General features: G+C 51.5%; 14 protein-coding genes and 1 tRNA gene. 12 read left to right on the plus strand and 3 right to left on the minus strand.

Annotated elements, in window-relative coordinates; translation table 11 throughout:
• Nucleotides 1-99 precede the first annotated feature (99 nt).
• Nucleotides 100-3,096: a DEAD/DEAH box helicase family protein gene (locus GS620_RS14045; RefSeq protein ID WP_253283945.1), complete on the minus strand. Its 2,997-nt coding sequence runs from the start codon at nt 3,094-3,096 to the stop codon at nt 100-102.
• A 1,002-nt stretch (nt 3,097-4,098) separates the two neighbouring features.
• On the opposite strand from GS620_RS14045, the gene GS620_RS14050 reads away from it, so the two are divergent.
• The 7 genes from GS620_RS14050 (at nt 4,099) to GS620_RS14080 (ending at nt 12,274) form a co-directional block, all read left to right on the plus strand.
• Nucleotides 4,099-4,431: a type II toxin-antitoxin system RelE/ParE family toxin gene (locus GS620_RS14050; protein ID WP_171616466.1), complete on the plus strand. Its 333-nt coding sequence runs from the start codon at nt 4,099-4,101 to the stop codon at nt 4,429-4,431.
• Nucleotides 4,432-4,458: 27 nt separating this feature from the next.
• On the plus strand, nt 4,459-5,550 hold the full coding sequence (locus GS620_RS14055) for a HigA family addiction module antitoxin (RefSeq protein WP_216597918.1): 1,092 nt from the start codon (nt 4,459-4,461) through the stop codon (nt 5,548-5,550).
• A 21-nt stretch (nt 5,551-5,571) separates the two neighbouring features.
• Nucleotides 5,572-7,437: a DUF262 domain-containing protein gene (locus tag GS620_RS14060; RefSeq protein WP_171616467.1), complete on the plus strand. Its 1,866-nt coding sequence runs from the start codon at nt 5,572-5,574 to the stop codon at nt 7,435-7,437.
• Between the two features lie 425 nt (nt 7,438-7,862).
• Nucleotides 7,863-8,864, plus strand: a complete 1,002-nt coding sequence (locus GS620_RS14065) for a GIY-YIG nuclease family protein (protein ID WP_171616469.1) — start codon at nt 7,863-7,865, stop codon at nt 8,862-8,864.
• A gap of 567 nt (nt 8,865-9,431) precedes the next feature.
• Entirely contained in the window at nt 9,432-10,592 is a 1,161-nt protein-coding gene (locus tag GS620_RS14070; RefSeq protein ID WP_171616471.1) for an integrase family protein, read from the plus strand.
• Between the two features lie 20 nt (nt 10,593-10,612).
• Nucleotides 10,613-11,227, plus strand: a complete 615-nt coding sequence (locus GS620_RS14075; protein ID WP_171616473.1) for a hypothetical protein — start codon at nt 10,613-10,615, stop codon at nt 11,225-11,227.
• Nucleotides 11,228-11,536: 309 nt separating this feature from the next.
• The gene (locus GS620_RS14080) at nt 11,537-12,274 is read left to right on the plus strand and encodes a hypothetical protein (protein ID WP_171616475.1); all 738 of its coding nucleotides are present in this window, start codon (nt 11,537-11,539) and stop codon (nt 12,272-12,274) included.
• 738 nt (nt 12,275-13,012) lie between these two features.
• On the opposite strand, the gene GS620_RS14085 is transcribed toward GS620_RS14080, so the two are convergent.
• Nucleotides 13,013-14,389 (minus strand): exonuclease domain-containing protein, encoded by a 1,377-nt coding sequence (locus tag GS620_RS14085; protein WP_171616476.1) that lies wholly within the window; start codon nt 14,387-14,389, stop codon nt 13,013-13,015.
• 74 nt (nt 14,390-14,463) lie between these two features.
• On the opposite strand from GS620_RS14085, the gene hsdR reads away from it, so the two are divergent.
• From hsdR to GS620_RS14110, 5 genes are read left to right on the plus strand one after another with little or no spacing between them, the layout of a single operon-like run.
• Nucleotides 14,464-17,817 (plus strand): type I restriction-modification system endonuclease, encoded by a 3,354-nt coding sequence (hsdR, locus tag GS620_RS14090; protein WP_171616478.1) that lies wholly within the window; start codon nt 14,464-14,466, stop codon nt 17,815-17,817.
• On the plus strand, nt 17,814-19,289 hold the full coding sequence (locus GS620_RS14095; RefSeq protein ID WP_171616480.1) for an N-6 DNA methylase: 1,476 nt from the start codon (nt 17,814-17,816) through the stop codon (nt 19,287-19,289). Before hsdR ends, GS620_RS14095 begins: the two co-directional genes overlap by 4 nt.
• A complete protein-coding gene (locus GS620_RS14100) occupies nt 19,286-21,019 on the plus strand; it encodes a restriction endonuclease subunit S (RefSeq protein WP_171616482.1) in 1,734 nt (577 codons plus the stop codon). The genes GS620_RS14095 and GS620_RS14100 overlap by 4 nt, the downstream gene beginning before the upstream one ends.
• Nucleotides 21,019-22,608: an AAA family ATPase gene (locus GS620_RS14105; protein WP_171616484.1), complete on the plus strand. Its 1,590-nt coding sequence runs from the start codon at nt 21,019-21,021 to the stop codon at nt 22,606-22,608. The genes GS620_RS14100 and GS620_RS14105 overlap by 1 nt, the downstream gene beginning before the upstream one ends.
• Nucleotides 22,605-23,462 (plus strand): hypothetical protein, encoded by an 858-nt coding sequence (locus tag GS620_RS14110; RefSeq protein WP_171616486.1) that lies wholly within the window; start codon nt 22,605-22,607, stop codon nt 23,460-23,462. Before GS620_RS14105 ends, GS620_RS14110 begins: the two co-directional genes overlap by 4 nt.
• 39 nt (nt 23,463-23,501) lie before the next feature.
• On the opposite strand, the gene GS620_RS14115 is transcribed toward GS620_RS14110, so the two are convergent.
• A tRNA-Thr gene (locus tag GS620_RS14115) sits at nt 23,502-23,577 on the minus strand.
• Nucleotides 23,578-23,810 lie beyond the last annotated feature (233 nt).

The following is a 23,810-nucleotide window of genomic DNA, read 5'->3' on the forward strand; positions in this document are numbered from 1 at the left end:
AATCCCCTACTAATGACCCCACCCCATCGACGGGTCTCGAGACGTTCGGCCAAACTGGGTGTCCCGCTTCGATAGACTTGGAGGGCAACCTCGACGCTATCAGTGTTCGCCAGCACCCTCAGAAAAGAAGGCTACTGCAATCCGAGATGCTATTTCCGGTTCATGCCTTGCGGAGAGTTGCTCAGCTTCCTCGAGAACTGTGTGCATTTTCTCAAGGATAAGGTCACGATTTAAGTAGTCCGCCTCAAGCTTCTGAAGAACTTGTTCAAGAGCGATGTATCCCTGTGGAAGGCCTTCGTAGGCGAAACTCGTTCGTACTTCTTGCTTAACCTGTTCCCAAAATGGATCGATCAGTCGCCCCCAGCTCTCACCGATCATTTCGAGACTTTTCAGAGATAGATGTCCAAATAGCTCTTGGTCGGTTGATCCGATTTCGGCGCCCGCGACCAACTCGGGTTTGTGCCGAACAAGGAAAGCCGCAAGCGCCTTTAGCAGGCTCTCGAGCCGCGATGGCCGCAGGTCCCATTCCTTCAACTCATCAACATGAGATGCCAACGAAGCCAACGCTACAGTAATCTGTTTTTGGTCGGGAGTGTCGTTTTCGAGACCCAGGCTCAAAGTCCGCTCGTAAGCCTCTTCGAGTTCCTTCGCGCAAGCAATTTGATCACGAATGAGCACTGTCCCTTCTGAAACGCTTTGCCGGATCATTAGTAGCCGCGGAGGTAGGAAGCTGCCGTGGCTGTCTGCCCCCTTCAGATGCAACATAGTGAAGGCATCCCGACCCGAAATAAGTGCGAGTTCCGCTCCCCAGGTTCCTTCGATCTTCGCTTTTGACACGTCCGCAAGAGGCGTGGGGCGGATCTGCCTCGACAGCCTCGACAACAAGTCATGATAATTGTTGGCACGAAAAACTCGCGGTGCTCGGAGATATGAGATGACGCTTTCAAGAATCGCCTCTGTATCCTCAGTCTCTAGTCGGTCGAGCACCTCAGCAAGCTCTTCGCCGGAAAGAGCTCGATAGTTAGAAATGCGCTGTGAGATTTTCTCGTCTGACGCAAAATGGCCCACAGGTATATCTATAAGATGATAGTTTACTTCGTTAAATTGGCTATCGATCCGGTCAATGCGTCCGAGTCCCTGGATTAGTTCTTTGAGGTTGGAGGTAAGACCAAGCAGCACCAGCGTATCACCGGATTGTAGGTTGATTCCCTCGGCCATCTTGTAGGTCATAAAGATGGAGGCGGGCCCCTTCGGCGCTTTTCGACCACCTGGGCGGAAGTAGGATTCGACACTCCTACCATTTGCGATCCGTTCAAAAGACCCTGCCGCTTCGCCATATAAATCAGTGAGCGCGTTCATTTCACCCTTTGGGCGATTTCCTACGACATAATTCGTATGGCGACCCATCTTACTCATCTCTTCGGCGAAGATCTCAAGAGTGTCGGTTCTTTCGGCCAAGAATACCACGCGATCCTTCTTTTCTTGGATTTCGGCACAGGCACGATAGCGCTTGCGGTCTAAGTCCTTAAGCGGTCTGGATGCCAGCATCTTGGTAAGAGAGTCGCATTTTGGTGTCGGCGCACCATCAAGGGACAAATCATCAAACAATTCCAGCTGACCTGGAACGCTCTTCTTCTTTTTTACTGAGTTCCTAGCTTCAAAATCCCGAAGCCATTTCCCAATGACGCCGCTTTCCATTTCCCAGGCTGCTTGAGCGGAGTTTGCTCTCAGAATGTTCAACAGGTTGCGGATATAGAGCTGATCCTGGGTGTTCCGTCGGGTGCTGGTATTGCCAAACCGACTGCGTTCGACCGCCGTAATTGCCGATCCTGGTGCAAGTTCCTGACAAAGCTCTGCCACTTCCTCTAGACGTTCAATCTGAGCCCTTGTCGCCGTCATTGCTTTCGGGCGCCCATGGCTACGCAGCACCGGATATGCTTGTCTCCCGGGAACATTACCTTCACCAACGCAGTGTCTTTGTCTGCGAGTTAGAAAAGGCGCCATCATATCTGACAGCTCTCGTCTGGCAGATTGAGAAAGACAGGTCTCTGGGCCCTCGATGGCTGTTAGTTGGTCGATAAGTGTAAATTCTTCGATGGGTCGCCGTGCCTCTCGATCGAATAGTTCACCCATACGCTGGATGTATTCCGGTGTCATGAAAATCGATGCCCGCTTCTCCTGCATGTGGGACAGCCAATCCACGTCACGATTTCCTAGGAGAGTGGCGCTCAAGCACACATTCCAACTTGGTGGAGCCAGTTCAATCGCAGCAGCCCGCTGCGATGCTTGTTCGAAACCCGGGGTAACGGTGTGGCTTTCATCGATGATCAGAACACCAAATTGATCGAGACGCAGACCATCCTGTTCATCGCTCCCAACGCCTCTAAGACTTTTCTTTGTAAGGCTGCTGTTCGCGATAATCGTCACTGCGTTCGTCTTACTCCTTTCCCAGCTTGGAACGACTCGAGGAGGAGCAATGACTGCAGCATTCTTTCTCGAAACCTTGTGGACAGGCGACGGAGGAACCACATCGCGAAAGGTATCCGAAAGCACCTCGCCCAAATGGCAGCCTATCTCCGTCTTCCCTGACCCGGTTGGCGCCTCTACGAATGCAAAACCATGTTCATAGGTAATGGATGAAGCTTCGTAGGTCAGCTCTTGCTGATAGTCGTAGAGCGAGTGGCCTGTGATTTCTGTTCGGTCGCCACTCAACCAAGGCGTAAATCCCTTTTGCTCGACAATCGTTCGGGCAACCGCTAGTTCGGCTGATACCGGCCGAATAAGTTTGTTCAAGATTTCCAGCGCTTCTTTGGTCCAGTCAACACTTGCTTCCCAAATCTGCTCAGCGGCTTTCTGGCGTTCTTCCTCGAGTTCATGTGACCCGGAACCCAGGCCATCTGCATACTCGATGTTTCTATATAACCCAGAACGCGAGAAGTTGGCTGATCCCGCAACAGCGCCGAGCGGGCTAGATACGATCTTGGCGTGCATTCTACGGTCGCCCGAGATTCCATAGAGCTCTTTTGCAAGGGCAGGGTCAAAAACACGAAGTTGTATTTTCCCTGCCGCTATTGCCTCACGTGCCAGCACAGCCATCAGATCAGAATGATCCTCGACCCTTAGGCCCGACCGCTCGAGCCAGAAGAGGCGCATTTCCTCGCTAACTGCGAGAGTGCGACCAATGCGCGACGTGTTCCCAGTGTCGACCCCGAAGGCGATCCGAATTCTAACTTGTTCCGCAGAATCACTCTCTAGAAGTTGAGGAAGTTCGGTCAGTAGTATTGAGAGTGACGAAAGGAAATCGTGATAGCCGGTTGCTATTAGACAATCTCCAGATTGGATGTGCGGTCGATATATATCGACTACTGGGCTATCTATGTTTGTTCCCACCGAATGAGAACTAGCAGCTCTCTCCACCGGTGCCTGCAATGGGTCAGAGACCTCGGATAATTTTCTTGGGCGCGTCAGCAACCATTTCGGCAGGTTAATCATTTAGGACCAATTAAAGGACGTTCGGAACCCTAATTTGTAACGCCCAATCACGTCGGCGCAAGTGAAAGGGAGGTGTCCAAGCCGATCAGTCAGCAGTAGTTTTTAGTCTCGGGTAACACGTTTGGCTTATGCCACCTTAGGTACGCGCCCTTAGGTTCTGTTGTGCTAATCGGCGCTACCTGCCGACCGGCCATTTAAACTTGCTAAGAAAGGAAAAGCGTAAGAGGCGGCTTTGGGCTGTATTTCGGGGGGGTTCTGTCTATAACTGCCTGAACGCGTGTGATTGTTTAATTCTGTCGGAGAGCTTCATTTGGAGCAAATCAAGCGCTTAACACATATCGAAAAAGCTCTGCTTGGAGACTGAGATGCGTCTGAAATCAGTTTGGATCAGTGAGAAAAAACCTAAACCCAGCAACCCAGCAACCCCGCCCCATTGACGGCTCCTGAAACGTCAGGCTGGCAGTTCTCTCCAGGTCCACCCCTCTTTGAGAACGACCCTGACAACTCGGAGGAATCCAATTGCCCGGTACAACCGCATTGGATGATGTGTTACCTATTGCGTAACGAATCATAATACATTACCTAATAGGTAACACAGGTGCTACGATGCACATTGAGTTCTCGAGCAGTAAGCTCAAACGTCAGTTGGGATCTGCGGCAGCTATGCAGAAGGCGTACGGAAACCGGGCGAAGCGACTGCAAATGCGTCTCGGTGTCTTGAAGAGCGCCGCGTGCTTGGCTGATGTGCCAACCGATCCGCCCCCGCGCTGTCACCCGCTGTCTGGCGAGTATGACGGCTGCTACGCGGTCGATGTCACCGGAAACTGGCGCCTGATCTTTGAACCGGTCTCTCTGTCAGACAACAATGGAAAGAGCACTGCGATCAACTTGGCCGAAGTCACGGCCATAAAAATTCTCGACGTTGTCGACTACCATTGAAACGGCGCCGAGGGGAGAAGAAGCGATATGGCGAGCGCAATAGAGAAAAACGATACCTGGTCTCCCGATTGGGCTGTTCATCCAGGTGAACACCTTGCTGAGTACATTGAAACTCGTGGATGGTCTCAGGCGGAGTTCGCTCGTTTGGCGGGCCTAACCCCCAAGCTTGTGAGCACTATCATTCACGGAACCAATCCGATATCCGCTGAAACCGCGTTGAAACTTGAGCGCGTGCTCGGGATGAAGGCGGATATCTGGACCGGTCTACAAGCTGAATGGGATCTTCACCAGGCACGCTTCGCGAAAAAGCGAAAAGTGATAGAAGCGACTGAATTTGTCGGGCACTTTCCCTTGAGGGAATTGAAGGCACGAGGCGTCCTGCCGAAGACAAATGATCCGGTCGACCTATGCGACGGCCTATTGAGCTTTTTTCGTATCGGGGCACCACAGGCCTTTGATGCAAAGATGGCAAATCTGGCTGTGCACCATCGGCACTCGAAGAGCTTTGAGTCGAACGACTTCAGCGTTGTTTCGTGGCTCATGCTGGGCGAAGCCAAAGCACGGCAAATGAAGCTGCCAAGCTTTGACCGGAAGCAGTTCGAGGAAGCCATCATAGCAATTCGTGGGCTCACTTGCGAAAGCCCAGAAGTGTTTGAGCCACGCATGAAAGAACTCTGCGCTTCCTCTGGAGTTGCATTGGTTTTTGAAAAACCGCTTCCAAAAACCCGCCTGTTCGGTTCCGCAAGATGGATCGAGGGGGAGCGGGCGATCATCCAGATGTCGCTTCGCATGAAATCAAATGATCACTTCTGGTGGACGTTCTTTCATGAGGCTGGTCACATCATGTTGCACAAGGGAAAGGCCTTCGCCGATGACTACGGAGGAGAAGGCGATGGCTTCGAGAGCGAAGCCGACGCATGGGCCGAAGAGACGTTGGTGGGTTCAGACCGGTTTGAAGAATTTTGCAATACTGGGCCACGCTCGCAAGCTGCCGTTGTTGAATTTGCAGGCGAAATTGACCTGCATCCAGGGATCGTTGTTGGCATGCTCCAACACAGAGGAATTGTGAAATTTAGTCACCTAAATGGACTCAAAGAACGTTTCGAATGGGCCGTGTGATTTTTTTGGAGGTTTTCTAGAATGGACGTTCATCGCAGCGCTGTTATGAACATATTTGAGGCAAAACAGCGCCTCGAGATCCCTCTTTTTCAGCGCCAATACGTCTGGAATGAAGAAAATCAATGGCTCCCACTCTGGGAAGATATCGAGCGAAAATTCTCCGAGTCATTGGAGGGCAACAATGATACTCCAAATCATTTTCTAGGCGCGATGGTCTTGGACCAGAAGCAAACGCCAACCGGGCACGTTATTGTCCGGCAGGTGATCGACGGACAGCAAAGGCTGACGACCCTTCAAATCTTTCTTTCAGCGTTCAGGGACTTCTGTCGCGAAGTCGACTGCACTGAAATTGCGGCCGAAGTTGAACAATCGCTGTTTAACAAGGGTATGATGGCAAACAAAGACGTTGACCAGTTCAAAGTCTGGCCAACCAAACTCGATCGCCAGCAGTTCACGGATGTTATAAGTGCAGGCACGAGGGAGGAGCTGCTCAAGCGCTACCCCACAACCCGCAGGAAGTATGCCAGGAAGCCCGATCCCAAACCACGCATGGTCGAGGCGTATTTCTATTTTTTTGACCTGCTAAAAGACTTTTTTCTAGGTGAAGAAGACACGCCACCTCTAGCTGCAGACTTTCCGATATCCGATCGGCTAGAACATTGCCTTCAAGTCCTTAAGAGTGCGCTTCTCGTTGTGGTGATTGACCTTGATCGGGATGACGACCCGCAGGTGATTTTCGAAACACTCAACGCGCGTGGACAGCCTTTGCTACCAGCGGATCTAATACGAAACTACATATTCCTACGCGCCAGGCGTGAAAACCTGGATACCGATGACATGTACGAACGTCATTGGAGCCAATTTGACAGTGAGTTCTGGCGGGAAGAAATTAAGCAAGGCCGCTTGAATCGCCCGCGAAGCGACATTTTCATCCAACATCTGCTCTCTAGCCGCCAGGCACGGGACGTCCCAATCAAACACCTATACGTCGAGTACAGGCACTGGAGCGAAAGCATTGAAGCGTCTCTGCCTGTTGCAGATGAGCTCAAGCTTCTTTCTGCGCAAGGTCAGAACTACAGGCGGCTTCTCGAACCTGAAGAGGATGATCCCGTCGCTCCACTGGCGCAATTCATCCGCACATTTGAGGTCAGCACACTATATCCGCTTGTACTCGCGTTCTTCGAAGCCAATCCAAACGACGACGAATGGAAGCGCCTCGCTGCCACCTTGGAATCATACATCATCCGCAGAGCAATCTGCGATCTCACCACAAAAAACTACAACAAGGTGTTTTTGGGAGCCCTCCGACGCCTTCGCAAGACTGGCTTTAGTGCAGACAATTTGTACGAGGATTTAAAAGCTCAAACCGGAGAATCGAGCCTATGGCCGGATGACGGGCGCTTTCGAGAAGGGTGGATGCGGACACAGGTTTATCGGCCGCTTGGTAGCAGAAGGCTTGTGCACATTCTTGGTAAGCTCGATGGCCGTTATGGAAGCTCAAAATCCGAGCAGTTGAAATTTTCGGAACAGCCAACCGTCGAACATATCATGCCGCAAAGCTGGGTAAAAAACTGGCCGCTGGCAAGTGGCGAGAAGGGCATGGATCCAATAGAATTGATGCTAGCGGATGATGACGATCAAAGGGCCAAGGAAACTCGCCACAGGTCTAATTTCATCAATCGGATTGGCAATCTCACGATTCTTTCTCAAGCTCTGAACGCCGCCGAAAGTAATTTGGCTTGGGGTGAAAAACGACCGAAACTGTTGGCTCACTCTCTACTCCCATTGAATCTCCAGCTTGGTCAATTGGAGCATTGGGATGAGGACTCCATTGAGAAGAGAGCGCGAGAACTCTTCGAGCACGCAAAAGGGGTGTGGGCTCGATGACAATCCATAGTCCATAGCACCATTTCGTTGAAAAACCGATCGAATGCTTGGCTAATCCAGAAAGAAGAGCAGCTGGCGCGGACCACGAACCGGGAATTGGAAAACGCATCTCTGTCGTCTTCTTTTTTGGTGGGGGCGGGCGAAGACTGACCCCCATTCAGCGCATAAGCGCCCTTATGTAATTTGCCTCAAACCATGTTGGAGATTTCAATTTGAGGTTTGGTAAGCCGTAACGAAAAGCTCACAATCCCATGCGGCCTTGCAACCCCACCCCATCAACGGTCTAGAAAGCCTGCAACGGAAGGGCTGTCCCCGTTTCGATGGATTTTGAGCATTGATGTGGCGGCCCATTCTCAAATCGCTTTTTCGTGCTCCTCATTTCGTGCATGGTTGCCTATAGCGCTCGCCTCTGAGATGTTCTCGCCATGCAAACAGAACAGATCGAAAAACCTGAAGAAAACGCAAGTTCAACACTTGATGTCAGCTCGCCTGTTTGGCTGACCGGTTTTTGGGGCTTTAGTCCCGAAGAAGAAGGTTTTCTCGGGTTCACCGATGAAAAAGATCGAGACCGTCTTTTCGCTCAAATAGACGAGCGGCAGCTAATAGCTATTTACGGCGCCGCCAGCCCGGAAACGGAAAGTAAAATTGTCCACCATTTACTTGGCATCCTAGAGATCGAGCGCGAAAAAATAGACGCATGGGACAAGATTTCACCTAATGCTCGGCAGCGAAACATAGAGCTTGGGCGCCAAGACAAGTGGCGCTTTGCGATGCCAGCCCGTCACGCTTGGAGAACCAAACACACACTGGATGTAAAACAGATTTTTCCAGCCAGTTATGACCCCTCTAATGGAAGGTATATCGCTCGTTTTGGTACGTGGCTTGTCCCGACAGAAGCCAGATGGCTGCTTTCCAAAGTTCCTTTCACGCAAGTCAATGTCTTTGGCGAACCTCCGGTTTCTCCCATAGTGTCGAGTACTGACGAAGCTTCATTGGAGAGACATCTTTCGCCAGCCGCTGGGATTTTTGGGAAATTTGGCGAACGAACCGTTGTAACGGTAGATAAGCCACACGCACTTTACTTGGCTCATTTCCCCACAGCTGCCGAGCTATTGACGGGCAAAAAGCTCGAACAGGGCAAAAAGCTCTACAAAATCGGCATCAGTGGAAATCTCAGTAACCGTTTAAGGGCTCTAAATTTAAGCTTCCCGGAGACCGCGTCCTTGGGTTGGAAGATACAATTTAAGGCAAACTTCCCGAACCGATCCTCAGCAGCTGACGCAGAGACCATTTTCAAGAAAAAAGCTATCGAAGAATGCGGAGGAATTTCGCTGGGTCGGGAGTTTTTCATCATAGATGAGACAAAGGCGGAAAGTCTATTTCTTGGGCTTTCTCCGGCAACAGGCCTCGACCTCAGAGCTGGTTAGAAAAGGCGGTCTATGGGTTTTAGTTTTGGTCTCGAACATTCTGATTTCCGCAATCCCCTTGCGGAGCTGTTTCAAGCCCTTGACGCACACCCAAGTTACCAAGTCCGGGTTCGGCAGACACACGTGGAAGTATACTATCAGGCCGAGAAGTTAGGCGGCTTGGACCGCTCTCGGTGGCACTTTTATTTATCGGTGGTTTTCGTGCGAAACCATCAAGCGCAAGAACTTGTCGGATCTCTTGGCTTCAAATTGGAAGGGCAGTCAGGCTCGCATCAGTATTGGCGCTTGAAAGGTATCCAGGATCATCACGCCTTTCGCGAAGCCATAGAGATTATTACCCAATCACCTATCTTCTCATAGTAGCAACAGGCCCTCTACAGCTGCTCTTACAGTCACCTAATTATAGCCGATTTCGATACAAACGTTGTGTTTAACCGGTAGTCCCACAGTGCTTTCTTCGTGCGCGCGCGTGTTAGATCGCATTGGATATTGCAAGATAACTATCTGATTATGATTGCAAAATCAGACTTTCGTGCCTAGGTTGAGTTGAGGCCAAAGGAGGTCTCAATGCCTACACTTCGATTTACCAAGCGCGCCATAGAAGCGCTACCGCACCCTAAACACGGCCAAGCTCTTTACAGGGATGAGATGTTGAGAGGGCTTGGAGTAAGGGTTGGCTCAAGGTCCAAAGTCTATTTTGCCGAGGGGCAAGTACACAATCAAACGCGCCGCGTAACGATTGGCCGCGCTGATGTGCTCAGTGTTGACGCAGCACGCAAACGAGCTCTCACGGTCCTTAGCGAAATGGCAGCTGGCGTTGACCCAAATGCGGAGAAACGCCGCATCCTTCAGGAAAGTATTACCGTGGGTCAAGCCTTCGATCGCTTCTTTGAGACCCGGAGCAGCCTGACTACAAGTACTCGAGACAGATACCAGCGTACCTGCAAATTGTACCTGAGAGACTGGCAGCAAACTACTTTAACAAGTATAACCCGACAGATGGTGTTGAAGCGCCATCGTCGAATTGGAAAAGCTAATGGTAAAGTTACAGCCAATAACGTGATGCGGCACCTACGGTCCGTCTACAACGTGACTGCTGCATCCCATGATGAATTTCCACCCAATCCAGTTACCATCCTAACGCAAGCACGCGCTTGGTATCCGGAAGTGCGTCGGCGTGGCGCCGTCTCAGCGCTTGAACTTCCGCAATGGTGGAAAGCAGTTATGGAAGAGCCTGAGTATTCACGGGACTTCTTGTTACTAGCTCTGTTTACAGGCATGCGGCGAAACGAAATTGCGAGCCTACGTTGGGAATACATCGATCTTGAGACGCATTCATTACATATTCCTAAAACAAAAAATGGCGATCCGCTCGATCTACCGCTGTCCAAAACACTGGTTAGGCTACTCAAAAATAGGCATAAAGTTACAAATGGCTCTGATTGGGTCTTTCCCAGCACTGGACGAACCGGACATTTGGTGGAGACCAAAAAGTTCACCGCTCGCGTGAGCGAGCGCTCTGGTGTGACCTTCACAATGCATGATTTACGCCGAACATTTATTACCATTGCTGAAAGCCTGGACATCCCACACTACGCCTTGAAACGGCTGTTAAACCACCGCCTTTCGGGGGATGTAACTGCTGGTTATATCGTTGGAGATACCGAACGCCTTAGAAGACCAGTTGAAGCAGTGGAAAAACACATTTTGGAACTCATCGCGCAGTAGAACCGTGGAAGAGATGTATCATGACAGAGACCGCTGATACCAATGAATGGTGGATCAACGAGGACATTGAAAACTACGACTGGAGATATAGCCCTCTATCCAATGCCTTTGCGGACGCATTGCTTCTCTCGTTCATCCGCGCACATCCCCCTCAGAAACCCAAAAAAGGGCAGTCCGAGGGCACTCGCCTCAGGGATGCACGTGAAGCAGTCTTCGGCATTGCGCCACGCGGTTACATGCGAACAATGAATGATGTCCCCGAGCTATTGGAAATGGCGCGGCAGTACATCCACGATCGCGGTGGACAAGTCGACGTTGACAGCGACGGAAACTTGGTCTGGGGCGAAACGGATTGGACTGGCTGCCGATCCCATGACGAATTAGCAGAACACGCCCTCGAAAGGAAGAAGTTGGCTGGAGGCCCAAAGGAAATTGCCGCACCGCAAAGCCGTATTGATAGGCTCGCGGCGAAATTCGAAGGTGATTTGAAAAACCTAATACTGACAGCCAGGTACCAAGAAGAGGCCGCTATTTTGATCTCCAAGCTCAAAGATTTGAGATCTCTTCTTGGGCCGACCGGAATCCCAATGCAATTGCCGGCTGATCCAATGAGGGATTTAAAAGCACCATTTTAAGCACTTTTACCTAAAGAAAAGAACGTGACAATTAGGAAGCCACCTAAATAGTAAGAGGTGGCAAAGATGCCCAAAACAACACGAAGATTGATCGATACCGCAACGCTCGCGAACTTGACAGGCTCCAGCAAGAGCTTTTGGGAAAAGATGCGATCCAACGGCACCGGACCGAGATACACAAAACCCTGTGGCATTGTCTGGTATCGGTGGGAAGACGTTGACGCTTGGCTTTCAGCGCATGACGTAGAAACCACTCAATCAAAACAGCAAACGAACCACTGACAGCCTTCGGCGCATCGATCCCAGCAAATGGCCCATTACACGAGCCGAACTGCAGGAAGGCAGTTTGATACATCCGATTTCAAACTCGCCCAGGCCAAATCGATCGACAGCTATGGTTTCTTACACATACGGACTGAAGACATGAACTATCCTAATCAGCATCAACCTCGGCGGCCGCTCTTTGACGAAAATGGAGAAAAGCTCGCGTTCAGAACCCACATTTCATCGCCCGAGTCACAGTATGATGTTTACTGTGAAAAAAATATAATCTGCCAAACAAAACTCTACCGCTGGGTAAGGAAGGAGTTTGTGAATGGAACGCCCATATCAGAGCTGCACGCGTATCTGTTTTGGGATCAGGCCATAGTCACCAAAAGAAACCTTGGATCGACTATTCTCCAAGCCGTTGCGTATGATCCTCGCAAACTGAAGGGGAAGACTAAGGCGAACCCCAAGGCATGTATGATCTACTTGTTCAAAAACCCAAAAGAATTGGAATATGGCCTCGAATGGATGATCTGCATCTGGCTTCGACGCGTTGTTTTAGCCGATAAGCGCAATGAAGTAGAAGAGGCATTGAATGAACTCGTAGAAACCGATGATCAGGACCTTGCTTCATTGTTTTGGGAGCCAATGACGCAGCCAGTTGTACGCGAATCCATACGAGAGTTCGATTGGCCAGCAGTTTGGTCGAAGTACGAACTCAAGGACCAAGGTATTCGCCCAGATGAAAGAGAACGCCCAATCCTTCGCAGTTTTGCATAGATCCACACCTACTAAGGTACCTACAAAGAGATTTTGGGCGCCCGCAAAGCGCCCAATTAGAAAACCGCCCAGTTATGCCAGTGAAGGCAGCCGCGTATCCGGTGAGATCCGTAAGCTATTGTTATTATTAATTAATATAATAATAATAAAAAAATAATTATAAGTGGCACATGACACCACTGGGCCGGCGGCCTGGGCCGCACACCACGGCTGGCAACATGTAGCCAGTAGTGTCATGTGCCATTTACTATTTATTGCCCCATCAACGCACTAAACATCTAACCTTTTTAATGTATTACCAGAACTTCCAGCTTAATATAAAGTGGCTCTACAATAGTTCTGGTATTTCAGCAGGCAGTCACAACAAGTAGCGAAACCAAGTCCGTAAGATCCCAAGCTTTGCGCAAGCTAAATTGCGACAACTCAAGCCACGCCATAGAAACATAGCAGACGGCAACCAAGAAGCGCGCGCAGCCCCACAGGGCCACATGAAGCGTACAAATAAGGTACGGGTGCCAATTTGGCGCAAAGGCCTTGTGCGGCCGCCCCAGCGGCCAAACGGAGGAAGCCCGATGCTTGTGGAACGCCCAAAAGGGCCGTTCGCCGCAAAATGCTGTCAAACCTAGAGCACTAGGTCGCGCCCGGGTTTGACGGGTTTACCGGGTTTGGTTTTGGCCTCTGGTCGGTGCAGAAACTGCGTTTTCCAATTGGTGTTGTGCCCAACAAACTCGAGTGCTCTCAGAAGGTTTCAAGCCAATGCTTTATGGCGGTAAGTGGCTCACTGCCTGCTGGGTGTTCTGTTTCAACTTTTTCCAGGTCTGAAATTGCGTCTGCCAAAGTTCTCCCGGCTTCGACACCGTCACGCCCATGACGGCGGTTGTTCAGCCAAGCTTGCAGCTGTTTGTGACGCGCAGTCGACAAGGCCTCTGGAGCGTTCGCAAAAACAAGGCGCCGCGCCAATTCGCGGTATCTGCCGTCCTCGAAAGTTTCGGCTATCTCCGCACGTTCCGGCCAATCCGACTTGTGGAACGCCTGCATTCGGTTTTCGTCAGCTCGGCTTGGGAAGCCCTCATACATTCGGCCCTCGACCACCTGGGCGGACTCGAAGGGCGGGTACCGCTGTTCCATTGCCTTGCCCACCCGCGCGGCAAACTGACCGTCAGCGGACACCACAGCGGCCCGGCGGGCGATTTCAGCCATCGGCAAGCCAATGGCGGCAGGCAGGTCTGGCGCCAGGGCCGTTTCGACCAAGGCTGGCATTTTGTTTGAGTAGATGGTGCGGAGCGCCCGGTTAGGTCCCTTCGTCTCTTCCACCAGTTCTGCCTCACTTAAGTTCAAAACTTCTGCCGGATCTCGACGCAAATCAAACACGGCCTGCATGGTTGGGTTCTTTGGATGCTGGCCACAGCCAACAACGGCACGAACCGAAGGCACCCCCATGTGATACTCGACGATGCACTTGGGTTTACCGGAGTTCAGGCGGGCCGTCGCTTCGCTCTTGTCCACCAGTGGCAGCAAGGAAGCCCATACAGCAGGCGCGCGGTCTCGGATTAGCCGTGCCATGTAAATGGTGGCTTCCACATCCGCCAAAGCGTCGTGCGCGTTTTCATGCGCGAAACCGTTGGCTGGTGCCAGTGTATCGAGACGCAGGGTTGGCTTACCTTTCGCGCTAATGGGCACGGCCATAGCATTGGGAGCCAATGCTACCGTGGCCTGGGCCAGGCGCAGCACATCGGCCCGTTGGTTGCCGTTGGTATTGGTCAGGTAAACCGGCTGTAGTGTTTGGTAGAACGCCTGACGCAGCAAGGGCTCGTCGAAGGAGAGGGTGTTGTACCCTGCGAAGATCGCCGGTGACCACGCGCGCAACTTCTCGGCGATCTGCAGCATCATTTCATAATGAGTGGGCAGACTGGGATCGGTCAGCATCGCGGGAGTTACCCGCGTGGCAAGCAAAGCTCCAGGCGCTGGGATAACATGAGGAAGAAGGCGGCAGCGGGTTTCGAAACGGTCGAGTTCGATTAGGTTGGAATCCGTCAGGATGGCTGCGAACTGCAGGATTTGGTCGAACGTTGTGTCCGTGCCGGTGGTTTCGGTGTCGTAGAATACGAAGCTCATCGTTTTCCAATATTTTGAATTCGTTTTTCAAAGCAGCGTTGCAACAGAGAGCTCATTATCGCAATAGTTGTGGCATGAAAGCGGCTACTAGTAACTTTGATTTTCTTGAAGAAATTGATCCCGAGCTCTGCAACCTTGGTCGGCTCGCGGAAAGCTATTTTCAAGGCGACCCAAGTACGAGCCTCATTAAGCTTAGACAATTTTCCGAGCGCTTGACGAAAAGGCACGCAGCGCTTGTTGGGGTGGAAGTTCTAGAAACAGACTCACAGGTTGATCTTCTCAGACGGATTAAGTTTGAGCGTGCTGCTCCCGATCGCGTGCTCGATGTTCTGCATCACGTGCGGAAACTAGGAAACACTGCTGTTCATGAAGGACGTGGCGAGCATAGGGAAGCGCTTGCGTGTCTAAAGATGTCGGTACAGCTGGGAGTATGGCATGTTCGAGCGTCGACAAAGCGAACGGATTTTTCCCCAGGTCCATTTCTGCCTCCCAAAGCTCCGGAGTCATCTGAGGCTGAGTTAGTCGCTGAACTTGAGCGGCTTAGAACAGAGAGGAATGCTGCGCTAACAGCGGCCGAAAAAGCCGAAGAGGAAAAGCAGCGTGCCTTGTTAGCGGCGGAAACAGCTGAAGAACGCCACCAGCGTGAGGCTGAGGAACGAAAGACTTGGGAAGCGCTTGCGCAAGACGCAGACCGGCAGCTGCGAGAACTTTCCGCAGAGGCCAGTCAGCGATCTAGCTCTGACCGCATCGCGCTCGCTCAAGCAGCCGAGGAGGCTGCAGGGGCAATTGTTCTCGACGAGCAGTCCACAAGGGCTCTGATTGATCAACAGCTGCGGGATAGTGGCTGGGAAGCGGACACAACCAAAATCAAATTCAGCGCAGGTGTTAGACCTGCAAAAGGTCGCAATCTAGCAATTGCAGAATGGCCAACAACGTCCGGACCGGCGGATTATGCTCTTTTTGTCGGCGAACATTGCGTGGGTATCATCGAAGCAAAACGGTACCAAAAGAACGTATCTGCTGCGATTGATCAGGCCCAAAGATATTCCAAAGGTTTTGATTGGGCACAAAATACAGAGACCTGGGACGACGGTTACACAGTGCCATTTGTGTTTGCCACGAATGGCAGGCCCTATCTAAAGCAAGTCGAAACTGAGAGCGGCATCTGGTTCCGTGATGCTAGATTAGCCAGCAACTTGCGCCGTCCACTAATGGGGTGGTTCACCCCAGACGAACTGGTTTCCCAGCTAGAGGTGGAAAAAGAGAAGGCGCAACAAGCGCTCGAGAACCGTCATTTCGATTTCGGATTCGATCTACGCCCATATCAAAAAGCTGCGATCCAAGCAGTGGAGAAGACGCTAAGTACAGAGCAGCGCGAGATGCTCGTTGCTATGGCGACTGGTACCGGAAAAACGAAGCTGGCAATTGCCATGCTCTACCGCCTTCTCGCGACTAAGCGGTTTCGACGTGTTTGTTTCGTAGTCGACCGTTCGGCTCTCGGTACACAAACCAACGATGAGTTTATGAGTACTGCAATTGAGGGTCCAAAAACGTTTGGGCAGCTATTCGGTATCAAAGGGCTCGAGGATATCAAACCCGACCCTGAAACTCGGGTTCACATTTGCACCATCCAAGGATTGGTTAAACGTGTTCTCTACAATTCTGATCCGGAGGACGTTCCCCCCATTGGCCAATACGATCTGATTGTAGTGGACGAGTGCCACCGCGGATACTTACTAGATCGAGAGATGTCCGATGCCGAACTCAGCTTCCGCAGTCAGGACGATTACGTCTCCAAGTATCGCCGGGTTCTAGAATACTTTGACGCCGTCAAAATCGGCCTCACGGCCACACCGGCTCTTCATACAGCGCAGATATTCGGAGACCCAATCTACACATATACCTATCGCGAAGCCGTGGTCGATGGATGGTTGATCGATCATGAGCCTCCGGTCCGGTTCCAGACCGCTCTCAGCAAAGCCGGGATCGTGTTCGAGGCTGGCGAAGATGTTGAGGTAATGGATAGCAAGACTGGTGAAGTTGAGAATACCATCGCACCCGATGAAATGGATTTCCAAGTGGAGTCCTTTAACCGGAAGGTCATTACGCAGCCATTCAACCAGGTCGTCGCCGAGGAACTCGCCAAGCACATTGACCCCAGTCTTGATGGCAAGACACTCGTCTTTGCAGCGACCGATGCGCATGCAGACATGGTTGTTCATGAGCTGAAGAAAGCCTTCACCGAACAATATGGCTCGATTGAGGATGCCGCCATCCGCAAGATTACCGGCAGCGTCGACAGAGTTGGGAAACTGATCCGGTCCTTCCGCAACGACGCCTTTCCTCAAATTGCTGTCACGGTTGACCTCCTTACCACTGGTATCGATGTGCCCAAGATTACAAACTTGGTTTTCATCCGCCGCGTGAACAGCCGTATTCTTTATGAACAGATGCTGGGCCGTGCGACCCGTCGATGCGATGAGATTGACAAGGAGGTATTCCGCATCTTCGATGCAGTAGACCTTTATGCGTCTCTGCAAGATCTCACGCAGATGAAGCCGGTCGCAAGCAATCCCAAACTCACCTTTGAACAACTGTTTGATGAGTTGACTACTGTCGGCGAGGATGACGAGCGCACCCTGGTTCGTGATCAGTTGCTGGCGAAACTGCACCGCAAGCTTCGCAAGCTCCCCAGCAAAGTGGCAGAGGCCGTCCAGGACTTAACGGGCGAAACCGCTGAAGAACTGCGTGATCGCCTAAACAACTACACCCCTCAGGAAGCTGCTACATACGCAAAGAGGTTCGCAGGTCTAGGCAAGATCCTGGACTGGGATCCAGACGGGTCTGGCCCAAATTTGATTCCCATATCTCACCACGAAGACACAATGCACGCGGTAACTACGGGGTATGGCGAGTACGAGAAGCCCGAAGATTTCCTCGATACCTTCACGTCATTCGTGAATAACAACCAAAACCAAATAGCTGCGCTTTCGGTCGTTGTGCAGCGTCCGCGGGACCTAACCCGCGCTCAGTTACGAAGCCTGCGTTTGGAGCTCGACAAAATGGGCTTCTCGGAGACAAGTCTGCGCCGCGCTTGGAACGATGCCTCCAACGAGGATATTGCCGCGTCTATCATTGGTTTCGTCCGCCAAGCGGCGCTGGGCGATGCCCTAATCCCATTTGAAACCCGCGTCCAGCAAGCCACAAAGTCAATCCTCTCCAAGGCCAAGTGGACTGATCCGCAAAAGACCTGGCTCCGGCGGATTGCCGAACAAATTACAAAGGAAATTGTGGTAGATCGGGAAAGTATCGATCAGGGCACCTTTGCGGCCCAAGGGGGCTTTAACCGATTGAATCGGGTGTTTAATGGTGAACTGGAAAGCATCCTCAGCGAATTCAACGAAGAACTCTGGAAAGTGAGCGCATGAACCCGAACACAGCAGATATAGTCGCCAAACTCTGGCGGGAATGTAAAACGCTACAATCAGCAGGCGTGTCTTACTCGAACTACGTCAACGAGCTGACGTACCTGCTGTTTTTGAAAATGCTCGAGGAAACCGGCAAAGAAAATCGCCTGCCGAATGGTCACTCTTGGCGAAGACTTGCAACCACCGAGGGCGGCGATCAGCTAAGGTATTATAAAGCGATGCTGTTGGAATTGGGCGATCCCGAGGAAACGAAGGACCCGGTGACGTTGGCCATCTTCACTGATGCCATGACCCACTTGCGGGAGCCAAAAGACCTAAAGACACTTACAACAAACATCGACAAGCTCGATTGGTATACAGCGCGGGAAGATGGGCTTGGCGATCTTTACGAGGGCCTGCTGGAAAAGACAACGTCGGCAACGAAATCAAAGGCAGGTCAGTATTTCACTCCCCGTGCCCTGATCGACAGCATTATCCGCCTCATTAAGCCGATGGCGGGGGAAGTCGTCCAAGACCCTGCGGCTGGCACCGGCGGTTTTCTTATTGCGGCTGACCAGTACATCAAAGACCAAACTGACAATTTGTTTAAACTCTCTGAGGCAGAAGGGAACTTCCAGCGCAAGCAGGCTTTCCGCGGCCACGAATGGGTACCCGATACCCACCGCCTTTGTGTGATGAACATGCTACTTCACGGCATTGAAAGCATCGTCGGTTGTGAAGACACCTGCGCACCTCAAGGCGAGGCTATGGGCAAGGCAGATGTGATTCTTACCAACCCCCCATTCAACAAGATGTCCGGCAACGTGAACCGGCCTGATTTCACTATCACGGCCGGGGAGCGAGTCGGGCCGATGCCCTTCCTTGAGCACGCAATTCGCAACCTCAAGAAAGGTGGGCGCTGCGCCATCGTCATGCCGGACAACATCCTTTTCGGCGACGGGACTGGAACCGAATTGCGACGCTTCCTGATGGTGAACTGTAATCTGCACACCATCCTTCGTTTGCCGACGGGCATTTTCTATGCCCAGGGCGTAAAGACCAACGTGCTTTTCTTCACGCGCGTCACGAAGAAGGACTATCCGGCGGATCATAGCGAGCAGGCTACCAAGGACGTTTGGTTCTACGACCTTCGTGCCAACATGCCGTCCTTCGGGAAAACCAATGCGCTGACTGCCAAACATTTTGAAGAGTTCGAGGGGCTCTATGGAGATGATCCGCTCGGTGGGGCGAACCGCAAAGATCAAGGCGAGGATAGCCGGTGGCGAAAGCTTACGCGCGAACAGGTTGCCGAACGCGGCGATAACCTGGACTGGACTTGGCTGCGTGATGAAAGCGGCGACCCCGAGGATGATATGACGGACCCCGACGAGATCGCGGCGGCGATCATGGGACACCTGCGTGCAGCGTTGGATGAGATCGAGGTCCTCAGCGAGGAACTGGAAGACACGCCGCAGCCGGAGGTAGCCGAATGAGCAAGCTTCCGAACGGATGGAAACAAGCTTCCGGCGAAGAAGTATTCGAACTCGTTAGGGGCGTATCCTACAAGAAGGCAGAATCTCGTTCCGACTACGAGGACGGCTACGTTGGCATTCTTCGTGCAACCAACCTGCAAAACGGGATCGCTGATGCAAATGATCTGGTTTTCGCACCTGATGCGAACGTATCCCTTGAGCAGTTCCTAAAGACCGGCGATCTCTTAATCGCTACCTCTTCTGGGTCGAAAACGGTTGTTGGAAAAGCTGCGCAAATAGTTAGTGGATTCGAAAAATTCTCGTTTGGAGCATTTTGCTCAGTTGCCCGGTCAATGGACAAAGAAACTAGCGATTTTCTAAGCTACTATTTCAAAAGCAATCAGTATCGTGGGTACGTGGAAAACGTCGCACTAGGTGTGAACATTAATAACTTTCGCACCAGCGATCTCAAGGCGATGCCGATACCACTCCCCCCACTCCCCGAGCAAAAACGGATCGTGAGGAAACTCGACACCCTCAGCGCCCGCACAACCGCCGCCCGTACCGATCTCACCGCGATAGCAAAGCTTGTGGAGCGCTATCGTATGTCAGTCTTGAAGCTAGCGTTTGAAGGTGTGTTGACCGCTGATTGGCGAGTTAGTCACAAGATTGGTAAAAGTGCTTCACAGGAGACAAAAAGGATGCTGGAGGAGCAGCGGCAAGCTCTTGTCGATGAAAACGGCAAGCAGCGTAAGTCTCGTTCAGCCAAGGCAGATAGCCATCGAATTCCTGTTGAACTCTCGCATCCTTCAGAATGGGCCTCCACCACAATGGAGGAGATTACGAGCCCCGTAAGGCTGATCCAGTACGGTATTCTTAAACCTGGACCCGACGAGCCGGATGGGGTTCCCTATGTGAAGGTCATGAACATTAAGGGTGGCGTGGTCGAGCTTGAAAAGATCAAGCATACGACGCGCGAGATCCATCAGCAGTACATGCGCTCTTCGCTGAAGACCGGCGATCTACTTCTGACAATTCGCGGCACTGTTGGCCGCATGGCATTTGTGCCTGAAAGTCTTGATGGCGGTAACATAACTCAGGATACTGTTCGAATTGATATCCTCGAAGCAATGAGCTCTGCTTTTGTGTTTTGGTATTTTCATAGTCCGAAGGCTCAAAAATATTTTCGGGAGAACCAAAAGGGTGTCGCCGTTCGGGGCATCAATGTCGGGGACGTTCGGCCTATGGAAGTGCCTCTGCCAAGCCGGGCTGAACAAGACGAAATTGTTCGAACTATTGAAAACGCCTTCGCCAAGATTGACCGCCTCGCTGCCGAGGCCGAGAAGGCCTTGAAGCTCACAGACCGGTTGGATCAACAGATCCTTGCCAAGGCTTTCGCTGGCGAACTCGTCCCCCAGGACCCCAATGATGAACCAGCCAGCGTGCTCCTTGACCGTATCCGCGAGGCCCGCGCCAACGCACCCAAACCAAAAAGATCGCTAAAAAACGAGGGGCGGACCGCTGCGCGCGCACCACGAAAGAATGCCGCAATGACCAAAAACCGTCAGGACGAAGATGTCTTCCACAAGCCATATCTAGCGGAACTATTGAGAAACTTGGGTGGGCCTCAAGGCGCCGAAGCTCTCTTCAAACAATCTCAGCTACCTGTCGCCGACTTCTGCAAGCAACTGGCGTGGGAAGTGGATCAAGGCCACATCAAGGATCAACAAAACACTTTGGTCGCGAACTGATGCGGTTGGACCGTGTATACATAGATGGCTTCAAGAATTTGAGGGATGTTTCTGTTGAGTTTGACGAAACTCGGCTGACTTCTGTCATCATCGGTGAGAATGGGTCGGGAAAGTCGAATTTGATTGAAGCCATTACCGATGTATTCCGCTTTGTAGATATCAATAGAGGCAGACCGCGATACACTTATGATATTGAATACAGAATAAAAAACCACTCGGTCCGAATTTCGAATCGTGGATCAGAGCAGGTCATTGAAGTGGATGGAGCCGCCATCTCGCGTGCTGCGTTTGAACGCGACAAATCTGATATATTTCCGGACCTTGTATTTGGCTATTACTCGGGAGGAAGTAGAAGGCTTGAGCGTCTTTTTGACCCTCATCAGAGACGTTATTACGACACGATCAAACGAAATTCAGATGCAGAGGAATGTGAGCAAGCGTTATTAGAGAGGCGTCTCTTCTACTGCCGTCCGATACACGGTGTGCTTGCTCTATTATCGTTTTTTGCGTTTCCTGATCCAGGAGTTCTTGCACTGCTTAGAGAGAAGCTTGGGATCACAGGATTTCACTCGGCTCTTGCGACTTTTCGCGCTCCTTCCTGGTTCAGAGAAAGTCAGCGGAAAAAGGTCGAAGCCTCCAGCGAATTCTGGGGTGCACTCGGACCAGCAGGTGAATGTGCATATGATATTAAGAATGCGGCATTCTTTCCAATTTCCCTTACCGATCGACCAGTCGATGACTATCGGGAACGTACGAGTAATGAGGCTCAATACGCATGTTTCCTGAAGGACCGTGACGCTTTGTCGAAAGTTTCGGCTCGCTACGGCGACTCCGACTCCTTTCAAGCTGACCAAACTTTTTTCTCAGCCTTGGAAGCGATCGATATTTCTGACCTTATTCGCGATATTAACATATGGGTGACTCGCGCTGATGACGATAGTGGCGATGTCAGCTACTCAGACCTGTCCGATGGAGAAAGGCAGCTCTTAATGGTTCTCGGTCTGGTCAGAATCTCCCGGGGGAAAGAAGCACTTTTTCTGTTGGACGAGCCGGACACTCACCTGAACCCATCTTGGCAAAATAGTTACCTAGAACTGATTAGAGAGTGGACTGGCGTCGCGGCAGAACCCGACAAATGCCAAATAGTGATGTGTACCCACAACCCGCTTACAATTGCTTCGCTGGTGCACGAGGAAGTACGAGTTATGGGACTCGACAGAGATAATGGAATCTCTGTATCCACTCCAAATGTTGATCCCAGAGGATTAGGGTTTGCCGGTGTTTTGACTGACATATTTGGCATGCCTTCTACGTTGGATCAACCGACTCAGAGCCTAATTGATCGAAGAAATGAATTGTCCAGAAAGCCCCAGTTATCGTTGGAAGAAACGGAAGCGCTTGAAAAGCTTAATGGTGAACTGAATAGCCTTGGATTCCAATATCCTGAACGAGACGAGGTGTATAAGCGCTATCTTCAAATGATTGATGAAATCGAGTTGGCTGATGCAGAACCCTTGTCAGCTCAAGAGATACAAACTCGTGACGAAGCGACGCGAGAACTACTAAAAGAGTTGCTTACACAAAAATGATCTACGTACATTTCGATGCAACTAAGATACCCGAAGAAAAGCTTACCGCGCTGCAAGAAGCTGCTGCAGCACTTGCCGCAATCGAGGACGAGGGTGATAGGAAACAGTACGTAAAGGATCATGCTGATCTCTGGAGCGCGTTACGAGAACATTTATTAGAGATGTCCAACAAGAAGTGTTGGTATTCGGAAGCCAGAGAGAGTGTTTCTCGGTTTCAAGTAGATCATTTCCGGCCACATGGTCGTAGTAAACAGGCCCCAAAGCAGTTCTCCCCAGGATACTCATGGTTAGCATTCGACCTACTGAATTTTCGACTAGCCGGAGTGCTTTGTAATACACAGAACCGCGAGCACTCTGAAGAAACCGTGGGAAAGGGCGACTGGTTTCCTTTAAGAGACCCTGCCAGTCGGGCAACTTTTGAAGATCAAGACTGTAGCAATGAAACTCCTGTTCTGCTTGATCCCACGTGTCCAGACGACCCTCCCAAGCTATCGTTTAGAGATGATGGGTCGGTTGAACCCTCACCAAGTGTTGAAGGAGACGACGCAGAGTGCGTTCGCGTAGCGGTGGACCTACTTGGGTTGAACCAAAGTGTTCTGAACCGTAATCGAGCAATTGTTTGGCGCTCTTGTCGTAGGAAGATTGTCCAATTCAATCGTTTCGCCAAGAAACCCAAGGGCGCGCGTTCCCACGAAGAAGAAGAAACGCTTCGAGAGCTATTTTCTGAACTCGTGACGATGGCAAAACATGACAGCGAATTCGCATCAGTGGCAAGGTGCTGTTTAGAAGCCAATAAACTTGGTCACGTTGTTGTTAGGTCGGAATTGGACCCTCTAGCTTTGGCCGATCCCTAACCCAACCCATTGACCAGTAGTCATATTTTCTTGAGAAACTGGTGCCGCTGAAGGGACTCGAACCCCCGACCCCATCATTACGAATGACGTGCTCTACCAGCTGAGCTACAGCGGCTTCCGGACCCTACTATGGCCCTACTAGTTCTACTCCTTTGCCGCGAACTCGTTGGTTTTGCAAGCCATTCTCGCGGGGACCCGCTAATTACGAATGACGTGCTCTACCAGCTGAGCTACAGCGGCACCGTAGGTCATACCGAACACATTATGACCGGATGCGAAGCTTCGTTTAAACTGTCAGTCTGGCGCCTGCAAGCCCGGTTGCCACCGTTTTGGCGTTGCTCAGCACGG

The organism is Ruegeria sp. HKCCD6428, from assembly GCF_013110595.1.
Taxonomy (GTDB): Bacteria; Pseudomonadota; Alphaproteobacteria; order Rhodobacterales; family Rhodobacteraceae; genus Ruegeria.